Here is an 11,893-nt window from a genome sequence, read left to right on the forward strand (position 1 = left end):
AGAGAAATGTAAGATTTTAATACCATTAAAACTTTGTGGAAGCATATTGTCCTTAATGACATATTCATGCGTTTTAATAAATTTAACACCAATAAAGTAAGTGTATAAGTATATACTTGAAAAAACTAAAATAGTGATAAAAAGTATTTTAAGAATCTTTTTGCTAGTATTAATGGCTTGCTCTTTTTTGATTTCATCTTCTAAAACTTTATTTCTTTCTTCACGACTAGTCATTATATCACCATCGCTAAAATTGTTAAAACACCATTATGTAGCATATGCATCATAATGGTAGCACTGTTCCTTTTGGACTTTCGTCAATAACAATAAGAACCATGCCTTGTGGCATTCCACAAAGTGGGCATTTTTTCCATGCTTCGGTAAGTTCCGATTCATGTCCGCAGTTGGTGCACTTCCACTTGAATTTTGTGCTCTTTTTATAAAGAGTTTTATTCTTAAAACAATCTTGTAAACTTTTTCTAAAAATCATTTCCTCAATAAAGGGTGCAAAGATAGTTGTCATTAAAAAGGCAATATAAGGAACTTCACTAATAAGACTTTGAACAACTTCTTCATTTTCTCCTAAAGTCTCAGGTGTAGGTGAAATAATTTTTTCACCTATTAATAAAAAAAGTCCAGCAACCAAAATAAGAGCCATTCCAAATAAACTTACTATTAATCCTTTTTTATTAGGGTAATATAAAGTTAAATTTTTTCCTAATAATGATGTAGTAATTCCTGCACCTACACCTAATAAAAGTGTAAGAAAATAACAAATCCATATATTTTGAATTTTAAAGAAAAAATTAAAAGTGTTCTAACCTTAAGAAGGTTGAATGCATTAATTGTAATTTTAATATTTGTATTTTTAATTCAACATGCTTTATTAAGCGTTTTGTATTTATACAATTTCATTGATTATTCGCCTGATTTCAAAATTGCAGGGAGACGATTGTTCTGGCTTGTATTAATGCATATTATTGTCAGTTTATATTTATTTTATAAGGATCATCGTAAAAGGAAGAAAATTAATCTTTACAGGGATATCATAACAGAAACACATCAGCAAATTATCACAGGAATTTTTATAGTCCTATTTGCCAGTTTACATGTTGTTTCATATTCTTTATATTCTCTTGAATCAAGTTTTGGATTTAGCATATCTTTAGTTCATTTTATAGTTGATAATTTATTGTTTATATCACTTTTATTACATTTGAGAGTTAGCATTCCTAAATTATTAGTTTCCTTAGGATTTTTAGTAGAAAAAGGCAGCTATCGTAAGGTTAAAAAGATCGTTAATATTCTTGTTGTTTTAATATTTTTAATCTTGCTATTGGCAGAGATTATGTTTTATTTATTTTAGATTAAAGGGAGCAAATTTCTTTGATGATTTTATTTGATTATATGATTTTATTTGCTTGTATGATTTTTTATTTGGTGTTTTGGTTTTATTGATTTATTTATTTGTTTGATTTAATTGAGTTCTTTGGTGTTTTGGTTTTATTGATTTATTGTTTGATTTTAATTTAAGTTTTTAGATACACTTAGTGTTTTAAAGATTAATGGAGGCATATAATGAAAAATATTATAATTATAGGTTCTGGAATTGCAGGATTGACTGCTGCAATAACTGCTGCAGATGCTGGTGCAAGAGTTAGTCTGGTGTCCCCAGCTATTTCTCACCAATCCCAATCAGTTATGGCAATGGGTGGGATAAATGCATCTTTAAATACTAAAAATGAAAATGATTCTGTTTTAAATCATTATAATGACACCATTAATGGAGGAAATGAATTAAATCATCCTATTGCAGTTAAAAGATTATGTGAGGATGCTCCAAAACTTGTGGAATACTTGGCTTCTATTGGAACAAGTTTTACAAGGGATCCTGATGGGAATATAGATTTAAGATATTTTGGTGGTCAAAAGAAGAAAAGAACTGCATATGCTGGGGCACGTACTGGAAAACAGATAGTTAATTCATTGGATACTCTTCTTCGTCGAAAAGAAGCTGAATCTAATGTAAAAACATTTTATAATTGGTCTTTTCTTTCTTTGATTTTAAGGGATGATAATGATTCTGGGGATTTAAGCAATGAAAAGGAAGCTATAGGCGTATTCATAATCAATAGGGATACAAATGAAATCAAAAAATTATTCGCAGATTCAATAATTATTGCAAGCGGAGGCATGAACAAGGTCTTTTCCAAAACTTCCGGTTCCACTCTAAATGATGGTTTTGCTACCGGACGCCTATTCATGCAGGGCATTGAATTGGGAAATATGGAAATGATACAATACCATCCCACTACAGTGGAAACAAGTGTAAAAAGAATGTTGATTACAGAGGCTGCACGTGGTGAAGGGGGAAGATTATATGTCCTTAAGGATGGAAGTCCATGGTATTTCATGGAGGAGTGGTATCCTGAATTTGGAGCACTGATGCCTCGTGATGTAGTTTCAAGAAGTATATTTAAGGTTTGCAATCAATTAGGTTTGGGAATTGAGGGTAAAAATCAGGTTTATTTGGATATTAGCCATTTGGATGAGGAAATAATAGATGTAAAATTAGATGAGGTTTATGAAACCTGCACTCAATATCTTAATATAAATCCTAAGGAAGAGCCAATTCCAGTTTATCCGGGAATTCATTATTTTATGGGAGGAATAAGGACTGATGAAAATCATAAGACCAATATCAAAAGAGTTTATGCTGCAGGAGAATGTTCCTGTCAGTATCATGGAGCTAATCGTTTAGGAGGAAATTCCCTTTTAGGTGCAGTTCATGGAGGATACATTGCTGCAAGGGAATCTCTTAAGGAAAATGATCTGTCACTTTCTTTAGATGAAATGGAAGAAATGGCAATTTCTCAATTAAATAATGAAATGGAATCCTTCGAGAAGTGGAAAAATCAGGCGGATTTTAATTGTTCCGTTGTTTCAATTGAAAATAAAATAGCTGAAATTAGTAAAAAGTCCATGGGCATCATTAGAAATGAAAATGATTTGAATAATGCCTTGATTGAATTGGATGATTTATATGATTCTATTATGGGAAGCATCTTAAGGATGGACAGTTTTAATAGTTATTATGATTATTTGAGAGTTTTTGTCCTGATTTTACTTTCAAAGACTATGGTTTTAAGTGCATTAAATAGAAAGGAAAGTCGAGGAGCTCATCAAAGAGAGGAATATCCTGAAAGGGATGATTTAAATTATAAGAAAACAACTTCTGCAATGTATATGTCAAATGAAGTGGTGATTCAGTTTAAGGATATTGTTGAAAAATTAAGCGTTGATAAATCTAATGCTTTAGAGGGTGATGTCTGATGTCTCTTTCTGTTTTAATTAAGATGCAAAAGGGTGATGAGCCTTATTATGAAAGGTTTTATTATGATGGTGATTTAAATATCACTGTAAGTTCATTGCTTGAAAGATTGAATAGCCAATATCCTATTTTGAATGCTGATGGAAAAGAGGTGGATGCAATCAAATGGTCTTGCAGCTGTCTTCAGGGCTTATGTGGCAGTTGTGCAATGGTTATTAATGGATTTCCTCAATTGGCTTGTAAATGTTTTGTTAATGAGGAAATTGCTACAAAAGCAAGAGGGGAGATACGGATTGAACCTTTATCCAAGTTTCCTGTAATTGAGGATTTAAAAATAGATAGGACAAAAATCTATGAGTCCTTAAAGGATTCTAAACAGTGGATTAATTCATCTGCAAAGATAAATGGGGATGAGATTCCTTTTGAATATGAAATGTCACAATGCCTCTTGTGCGGATGTTGTTTGGAAGCATGTCCAAATTATGATGGTGAAGATGATTTTATGGGTGCTGCTCTTGCCGTTTCCTCTGCAAAATTAGCTTTACAGGAAAAAGATAAAAAACATAAGGAAGAAATGAAATTAGAATATGAAAAGCATTTTTATTCTGGCTGTGTAAAATCATTGGTTTGTGATGACGTTTGTCCAATGAAAATAGATACTCAAAGGGCTATTTCTAAAATGAACAAGAAATTGGTTTGGAACATTTGGGATTATATTAAATAATTGGCATTTATATCTTCCTTTTCAATTTTTTTATTATTTTATTTTATTTTATTTTATTTTATTTTATTTTATTTTATTTTATTTTATTCTTTTTTTTAAAAATTTTATTTAAACCCTAAACTTTATTTAAAAACTTTTAAATAATATAAAATTCTTATAGGTACCTGTAAGAATATTTTTGGAGATTGTTATGAGAAATTTGATTAGGCCTATAAAGAGGTATATTCCTCAAATAATAATTATTTTTATCTGTTTGATTGCACAGGCGTATTGTAATTTGACATTACCTTCCTATACTGCAGATATTGTAAATATAGGTATTCAGGAATCTAATGTTGACTTTATACTTAATGTCGGTATGAATATGATGCTTATGGTCATTTTATCAGTTATAGCAACAGTATTCATTTCCTATTTTTCAAGCCGTGTTTCATCTTCATATGCTAAGGACCTGCGTAGCATAATCTATAGGAAGGTTCTTCGCTTTTCAAACCATGAGCTAAACAGCATTTCAAGATCATCCCTCATCACCCGTTCAACAAATGACGTTAACCAGATGCAGAATGTGATTGGAATGATTTTCACCACACTTCTTTTTGCACCTATACTTGGTGTTGGAAGTATTATCAAGGCATTTGAGCTTGGAACCAGTCTTTCATGGATTATACTTGTAACATTTTTGGCTGTTGCAATCCTTCTTCTTGTCATTGTTTTAAGGGTCCTTCCCTACTTTAAGATTACACAGGAAATCATTGACCGCATGAACAGGACTTCAAGGGAGATACTGATGGGAATTCCTGTTATAAAGGCTTTTGTAAGGCAAGAAAGAGAAGAGGAACGTTTTGAAAAGGTTAATAAGGACTTTTTGGACGTTAACCTTTATGTCTACAGAAACATGTTTGTCATGATGCCTGCAATGAGTCTGATATTGAACCTGATGATTGTATTGATTCTTTACTTTGGCGCATATGATGCATTGGCTGGGAACATACTTACAGGGGATATCATTGCTTTCATTCAATATTCAACACAAATCGTAACATCCTTCCTTTTGATTGGAGGATTTTTCATCATGCTTCCAAGAATCCTTGTTTCAGGCAGGCGTATAGCAGAGGTTTTAAACACTGAAATAACAATCACAGATGGTGAAATCGATTATGTGGAGGATAATTCCACCCTTGAATTTTCAAATGTTTCATACAAATATCCAGGCAGTGAAAGGGAAACCTTAAGGGACATTAACTTTAAATTGGAGCCAGGCAAAACAACTGCAATCATTGGAGGAACAGGAAGTGGAAAATCAAGCATTTTAAACCTTATTCCACGTCTTCAGGATGCTTCAGGTGGTGAAATCCTTTTAAATGGAATAAATATTAGGAACTACACCCTTAAGGCGCTTCGTGACAAGATAAGTTTCACTCCTCAAAAGGCAATTCTCTTTCAGGGGACAGTAAGGTCAAACATGCAGTCCGGAAAGGAGGACGCTAGAGATGAGGAGATTGAAAGGGCATTGGAATTGGCTCAGGTTGACTTCATAAGTTCCCTTGATGATGAGGTAAATCAAGGCGGAAGCAATTTCTCAGGAGGTCAAAAGCAAAGGCTTTCAATTGCAAGGGCAATTCTTGCATCCTGTGACTTTTACCTATTTGACGATTGCTTTTCAGCATTGGACATGAACACTGAGGCTAAAATCAAAGGCAATCTGGACACCTATTGCAGTGATGCAGCCATATTGATTGTATCCCAAAGGATTTCAACAATTATGGATGCAGATGAGATAATCGTGATGGATAAAGGTGAAATAATTGATAAGGGAACTCATGATGAGCTGAATAATCGCTGCAGTATATATCAGGAGATTGTTTTATCACAAGTTGACAGTATGGATCTTGATTCACCCTCCTTCAAAATTGACAATCCCTTTATTGGGGAGGTGAAATTATGAGTCCTCCTCCAGCAAGAAGAAAACCTCCTGAAAAGCCTGTGGATAATAGGAAGGCTCTCAAAAACATCTTTTCACTGTTGAAGGACTATAAACTCAAATTGGTTTTAACAGTTATATGTGCAGTCATATCAACCCTCTTTTCAGTAATAAGCCCATTGCTTATAGGTATGGCCACAACAACAATCTTTGATGGAATAAATCTGATACTGAATCACACAGGAACAATAGATTTTGACAGACTTTTCTTTTTCCTTTCAATGGTTGTCATTCTTTATGTGATAAGTTCCATATTTTCATATCTTCAAAGCTATTTCCTTGTAGAGATTTCAACAAAAATCAGTTATGACTTAAGGTCACGGCTTATTGAAAAGATTACCCATTTGCCTATGGAAAAGGTGGATGAGAATAAGAGAGGAGATATTCTCTCAAGGATTACAAATGATATAGATTCGCTTCAAACAGGAATTACACAATCCTTTTTGCAAATGATGACTGCAATCATCACAATTGTTGGGGTTGTTGCAATGATGCTTTACATCAACATTTGGATGACTTTAATAACTGTTGTTTTGATTCCAATTTCATTTTTAATGATTAGATTCATTACAAAACATTCCCAAAGTTATTTCCTAAAGCAGCTTGTCTTTAAGGGTAGTTTAAACTCTCAGATTGAGGAGACATTTACAGGCCATGACATTGTACGAGCATTCAATGGTGAGCATAAGGCAATTGAGAACTTTGAGAGGGATAATGAAAACTGGTTTAGGGAAGAATGGAAATCACAGTTTTTCTCAAGCCTAAACGGTCCTGCAATGAATTTCATCTCTAATCTGGCCTATGTTATCATAGCGGTTTTGGGAGCTATTTTCGCTCTTCAAAGGGTAATTGCAGTTGGGGATATTCTTGCATTTTTCCAATATGTTGAAAACTTTACAAGGCCAATCAATCAGATTACAAGGGTCATGAACCTTGTCCAAACTGCAATGGCTGCAAGTGAAAGAATCTTTGAGTTTTTAGATCTTGATGATGAGGAAAACAGCTCAGAAATTGAAATTGCTGAGATAAATGACTCAATCTCCTTTGAAAACGTAAGCTTTTCCTATATTGAAGGTGAAAAAATCATTAAGGACCTGTCATTTACAGTTAAAAAGGGGGATAAGATAGCTATTGTAGGTGAAACCGGAGCTGGAAAAACCACAATCGTTAAATTGCTCATGAGATTCTATGACCTTGATTCAGGTGAGATAAAGATTGATGGGGAAAACATCAACAAATATGAAAAGAACAGTTTAAGATCTCTTGTTGGAATGGTTCTTCAGGATTCATGGTTATTTTCAGATTCCATCCTGAATAATGTTCGCTATGGAAGACTTGATGCAAGTGATGATGAGGTAATCGACGCCTGCAGACAGGTCTATGCAGATGACTTTATAAGACAGCTTTCAGATGGCTATCAAACAATGTTGAATGAGGATTCAGACAATATTTCCCATGGTCAAAAGCAATTGCTTACAATTGCAAGGACAATTCTCTCCAAAAAGCAGATTTTGATTCTTGATGAGGCAACTTCCTCTGTTGATACAAGAACTGAAAAACTGATTCAAAAGGGAATGGACAAGCTGATGGAAAATAGGACAAGCTTTATAATAGCGCATAGGCTTTCCACAATCAAGAATGCAGACAAGATCATTGTAATTGATGACGGCAGGATAATTGAGGAAGGGTCTCATGATGAGCTATTGGCCAGAAAAGGATATTATTATAATACATTAAACAGTCAGAAAAGAGAGGAACTTACTTAAGTTAGTATTATTAAACAGTCAGAAAAGAGAGGAACACTTAAGTTAGAAAAGAAATAACTTAAGGTTTTGACTTATAAAAAAGTTTTAGATATAGGTTGATTTTATGAATAATGAATTTAAGGAGGATTTTTGCTATTTGTCCAAAAATCCATTTTCTTTGATTGAATTTGATTGTACGGGGGATGGCTTGGATGAAAACAAATTATTGTATCATAAGTTTAATGTCTTGTCTGTAGCCTTTGAGAGAAGAAACAAGAGTTGTTCCTCTAAAATCAGCAATCTCTCTCGTGGACAGGGCAGAATTCTTTCTCTTTTAAAGGTCAAGGATGGTTTTTCTACAAAGGAATTGTCTGAACTCTTCAACATTAGTGTAAGTTCTTTAAACGAATCCTTGAATAAGCTGGAGCAAAATGGATATATAGAAAAGCTTCCATCTTCAGATGATAAAAGGATTTTGATTATCAGATTAACAAAAAAGGGTAAGGAATACAAGTTTAAAGAGTCCGGGGACATTGAGGTTTTCAATTGCCTGTCAATAGAAGAAAAGAGATTTTTTGACCAGTGCATAAGTAAAATAAGTTTTGAATTGCATAATAAGATAAAGGAAGAAAATCCTGAAAAGTTCAAGAGGATGAAAAGGCAAAGAGAAGAAATTTTTAAAAAGTATTTTGATGATCTTGATTTTGAAGATTGCTTTAGATGAATGTTTAAATCATATTTGCTCAATTTTACGACTGTTTTAGATAAACTTGATGATTTTTATTTATATTTTTTAATTTTTATTATTATTTTTTTCATTTTTTTCATAATATTTTTTTCATAATATTTTTTTAATATTTTTTTGTATTGTTTTTAATTTTCAATTATTTTTTTAATAGTTTCGCGCTGTTTTTAATTTTCAATTATTTTATTAATTTAGGTTTGTTTTTAATTTTTAACTTATTTTCCAATATTTGCATTTTATTTTTGTTAAGTTTTTAAAAAAATTGATTATATTTATATACTATGGCGTTCATTATACTAATAAGAAATCTTAACTAAAAAATAGGGGGTTAAATATGGATCAAATGTTTATTACTTTAGTAGGATTTAACAATCATCATGGCCATAAAGTCTTTAAGATAGGTTCCATTATAAAATTGGTCAAGGAACCTGATAATATACATGACTTGGAAGCCATTGCATGTGAAATGAGACATGCAGGTAAGGTTGCTTATGTTGCAAACAGTACTTCTACTGTTATTAAGGGCACCATGAGTGCTGGTCGTCTTTATGATAAAATAACTGACAATAAGGACTTTGCAAAAGTTAAATTTATTGGAAATCATTCCATTATTGCAGAGGTTTTATCTGATGATGAAATTGATGAATTAAAAAAAGATCCTGCATCTGACATTAATTTTTTATTGGCTGATGATTAATGAAACTATTTAAATTATTTTTAAATTTTCATTGAAATTTTTACTTAATTTTTTTTTAATTAGGTTGTTTTTTTTATTTTCATTGAAATTTTTACTTAATTTTTTTTATTTAGGTTGTTTTTTTAATTTTTTAATTTAATTTAAATTATTTTAATTAATTTAAAAAAAATTTTTTTTTAAAATAATAAACTTATAAATTGGGGTGTTATAATGGATGTGCAATCCGTAATTGAAAATATAAGTATTTTAGGTACTCAAAATTTTGAAAATATAACTGCGGTTCCTATTAAAACCGATTATAATTATAAAATTGATTTTTTAACTTTGGAAAAAGGTTTGGAAATGGGACTTGTTGAAGTTAAGGAAGTAAGTGAAAGTGGTGTTGTAGGTACTTTACTTGTTGTAAACAACTCAATCTCTCCTTTGATTCTTTTTGAAGGGGATGAGGTTGTAGGTTCTAAACAAAACAGAATAATTACCCAAACCACAATTATTGAAGCTAAAAGCTCTGAAAATATTTCAGTAAACTGTACCGAAAGAGGCAGATGGCTATATACTGATAATTTTAGAAAATCCAATAATTTCGCAAATCATAATACAAGATCTCATTTAACTGCTGATAAGTTTTATAATAAGAGTTCTCAAATGAATGTTTGGCGTGAAATTGATGAATTGCAGACAAGGCATAATTTTAGGTCAGATACCAGTTCAATGGCTGAAACCTATGAAAAAGTCAATGTTGAAATTGAGGATGCTTTGAAAAATTTCAATACTGTTGAAGGTCAAAACGGAATAATTGTTTTCATCAATGGTGAAATCAAGGGAATTGAGATTTTTTATAATCCTTCCATATATGAGGTTTATCATGAAAAGATTTTGAAAAGTTATATCATTGACAGGGATTCCTTTGAGGGTGATGGAAAAGATGATGTTGATTATGAAAGGGAGATTCATTCTCTTTTAAGCAGTATTAAGGATTCTGAATTTATTAAAAAGGACTCTAAATTAGGTGAGGCTTATATGTTTAAGAATGAATCAGGCATTGGATCTTACTTTAGCTTTGAGGAGGAGAATATTCAATTGCAATATTTAACTCTTGACGTTAAGGGATATTCCAATGATGGTGATGATGATTTAGTTTTTGATGATTTGGCTTATTAATGATTGATTTTAGTGAAATTGTTTTAAAAATATTTCATTTATTAATTGATTGATTTTAGTGAAATATCATTTTCATTTTTTCACCTTTTTAACAATTTTTAAGAATTGCTTTTTTATTATTTTTTTCATATTTTTTTCTCCTTTTTTGCAATTTTTAAGATTTGTTTTTTTATTATTTTTTCATTTTTTTCTCCTTTTTTGTAATTTTTAAGAATTGTTTTTTTATTATTTTTTTTAAGATTTTTACAAAAAATAATTTTTATAAATTTTTCATTTTATCCTTTTAAAATTAAACGATTTTCATATTTTTTTAAAAAATATTACTTAATTTTATCAATATTTTCTATTTTTAATGTTTGTATAGGTTAAGTGTTATATACTTTGAAAACATATTAGTTATTATGTGTACTGCAAGCGAATATTTAACCGAAGATCATTATTTCGGAAGAAATTTTGATTATGAAATTTCATATTTTGAAAGAGTTTGCATAACTCCAAGAAACTATGAATTTGAATTTAGAAAAATTGATAACATGAAGACTCATTTTGCAATTATTGGAATTACAGCAGGAGTTGATGCCTATCCTCTTTATTATGATGCATGTAATGAAAAGGGTGTAGCTATTGCCGGTTTAAACTTTGCAGGAAATGCTGTCTATAGGGAAATCGAAGAGGATATGGTTAATGTAACTCCATTTGAATTCATTCCTTACCTTTTGTCTCAATCAGAGTCTGTTGAAGATGTTAAGGAACTTCTGGAAAACCTCAATTTGGTAAACATTAATTTCTCAGAACAATTGCCTTTATCCCCTCTTCACTGGATGATTTCAGATAGGAACTCTTCCATCATCGTTGAACCTTTGGAAGATGGTTTGAAGGTTTATGAAAATCCTGTTGGTGTATTGACCAATAATCCGACCTTTGACCTGCAGCTCTTTAATTTAAACAATTATAGAAACCTATCAGTTAAAACTCCTGAAAACACCTTTGCAAAGGATTTGGAATTGGATACCTACAGCAGAGGCATGGGTGCAATCGGACTTCCTGGTGATTTGTCTTCAGCTTCCAGATTTGCAAAGGTTGCATTTACCAAGGAAAACTCCTTTTCAGGAAGCAGTGAAGGTGAAAGCGTTTCCCAATTCTTCCATATTTTAGCTTCTGTGGAACAGCAAAAGGGATTGACTTTCATTGATGATCCAGATTTGTATGAATACACTATATATTCATCCTGTTACAATACTGACAAGGGCATATTGTATTATAAAACCTATGACAATCATCAAATTACTGCTGTAGACTTGAATAAGGAAGATTTAAACGGCGAAGCTTTGATTAATTATCCTTTGATTAATGAAGCTCAAATAAATTTTGTTAATTAAATAAAATAAATTAATTTTAATAATTTAATTTATTTTTATTCGTTTTTAAATTGATTAATTTATTTTCATGCTTTTTTTTTAAATTTTTTCATTTTTTTAAGAATTAGATCGGAAGAGCGTCGTGTAGGGA

General features: G+C 31.3%; 11 protein-coding genes. 9 read left to right on the top strand and 2 right to left on the bottom strand.

Annotation, left to right across the window (positions count from 1 at the left end; all coding sequences use genetic code 11):
• The coding region (locus Q0138_RS04065; RefSeq protein ID WP_297981279.1) for a hypothetical protein at nucleotides 1-234 on the bottom strand (234 nt) is incomplete at its 3' end.
• Between the two features lie 49 nt (nucleotides 235-283).
• A complete protein-coding gene (locus tag Q0138_RS04070) occupies nucleotides 284-646 on the bottom strand; it encodes a rubredoxin-like domain-containing protein (protein ID WP_297981282.1) in 363 nt (120 codons plus the stop codon).
• Nucleotides 647-970: 324 nt separating this feature from the next.
• On the opposite strand from Q0138_RS04070, the gene Q0138_RS04075 reads away from it, so the two are divergent.
• From Q0138_RS04075 to bsh, 9 genes are all read left to right on the top strand, one after another.
• The gene (locus Q0138_RS04075; RefSeq protein WP_297981286.1) at nucleotides 971-1,366 is read left to right on the top strand and encodes a hypothetical protein; all 396 of its coding nucleotides are present in this window, start codon (nucleotides 971-973) and stop codon (nucleotides 1,364-1,366) included.
• A 212-nt stretch (nucleotides 1,367-1,578) separates the two neighbouring features.
• On the top strand, nucleotides 1,579-3,333 hold the full coding sequence (locus Q0138_RS04080; protein WP_297981289.1) for an FAD-dependent oxidoreductase: 1,755 nt from the start codon (nucleotides 1,579-1,581) through the stop codon (nucleotides 3,331-3,333).
• Nucleotides 3,333-4,055 (top strand): 2Fe-2S iron-sulfur cluster-binding protein, encoded by a 723-nt coding sequence (locus Q0138_RS04085; protein WP_297981292.1) that lies wholly within the window; start codon nucleotides 3,333-3,335, stop codon nucleotides 4,053-4,055. Before Q0138_RS04080 ends, Q0138_RS04085 begins: the two co-directional genes overlap by 1 nt.
• A 190-nt stretch (nucleotides 4,056-4,245) precedes the next feature.
• The gene (locus tag Q0138_RS04090; RefSeq protein WP_297981295.1) at nucleotides 4,246-6,000 is read left to right on the top strand and encodes an ABC transporter ATP-binding protein; all 1,755 of its coding nucleotides are present in this window, start codon (nucleotides 4,246-4,248) and stop codon (nucleotides 5,998-6,000) included.
• Complete coding sequence (locus tag Q0138_RS04095; RefSeq protein WP_297981299.1) at nucleotides 5,997-7,802, top strand: ABC transporter ATP-binding protein; 1,806 nt, start codon at nucleotides 5,997-5,999, stop codon at nucleotides 7,800-7,802. Before Q0138_RS04090 ends, Q0138_RS04095 begins: the two co-directional genes overlap by 4 nt.
• 103 nt (nucleotides 7,803-7,905) lie before the next feature.
• The gene (locus tag Q0138_RS04100) at nucleotides 7,906-8,505 is read left to right on the top strand and encodes a MarR family transcriptional regulator (RefSeq protein ID WP_297981302.1); all 600 of its coding nucleotides are present in this window, start codon (nucleotides 7,906-7,908) and stop codon (nucleotides 8,503-8,505) included.
• A 355-nt stretch (nucleotides 8,506-8,860) separates the two neighbouring features.
• Nucleotides 8,861-9,223 (top strand): hypothetical protein, encoded by a 363-nt coding sequence (locus Q0138_RS04105; RefSeq protein WP_297981305.1) that lies wholly within the window; start codon nucleotides 8,861-8,863, stop codon nucleotides 9,221-9,223.
• A 210-nt stretch (nucleotides 9,224-9,433) separates the two neighbouring features.
• Entirely contained in the window at nucleotides 9,434-10,384 is a 951-nt protein-coding gene (locus Q0138_RS04110) for an ARPP-1 family domain-containing protein (RefSeq protein WP_297981308.1), read from the top strand.
• 401 nt (nucleotides 10,385-10,785) lie between these two features.
• Complete coding sequence (gene bsh / locus Q0138_RS04115; protein WP_297981311.1) at nucleotides 10,786-11,763, top strand: choloylglycine hydrolase; 978 nt, start codon at nucleotides 10,786-10,788, stop codon at nucleotides 11,761-11,763.
• Nucleotides 11,764-11,893 lie beyond the last annotated feature (130 nt).

Origin of the sequence: uncultured Methanobrevibacter sp. (assembly GCF_937906425.1) — an archaeon.
Classification (GTDB): domain Archaea; phylum Methanobacteriota; class Methanobacteria; order Methanobacteriales; family Methanobacteriaceae; genus Methanobrevibacter.

Coding starts and splice junctions, on each gene's coding strand:
- Q0138_RS04080 (WP_297981289.1), top strand. CDS start 1,579: ATGAAAAATATTATAATTATAGGTTCTGGAATTGCAGGATTGACTGCT.
- Q0138_RS04075 (WP_297981286.1), top strand. CDS start 971: ATGCATATTATTGTCAGTTTATATTTATTTTATAAGGATCATCGTAAA.
- Q0138_RS04105 (WP_297981305.1), top strand. CDS start 8,861: ATGGATCAAATGTTTATTACTTTAGTAGGATTTAACAATCATCATGGC.
- Q0138_RS04085 (WP_297981292.1), top strand. CDS start 3,333: ATGTCTCTTTCTGTTTTAATTAAGATGCAAAAGGGTGATGAGCCTTAT.
- Q0138_RS04110 (WP_297981308.1), top strand. CDS start 9,434: ATGGATGTGCAATCCGTAATTGAAAATATAAGTATTTTAGGTACTCAA.
- Q0138_RS04095 (WP_297981299.1), top strand. CDS start 5,997: ATGAGTCCTCCTCCAGCAAGAAGAAAACCTCCTGAAAAGCCTGTGGAT.
- Q0138_RS04090 (WP_297981295.1), top strand. CDS start 4,246: ATGAGAAATTTGATTAGGCCTATAAAGAGGTATATTCCTCAAATAATA.
- Q0138_RS04100 (WP_297981302.1), top strand. CDS start 7,906: ATGAATAATGAATTTAAGGAGGATTTTTGCTATTTGTCCAAAAATCCA.
- bsh (WP_297981311.1), top strand. CDS start 10,786: ATGTGTACTGCAAGCGAATATTTAACCGAAGATCATTATTTCGGAAGA.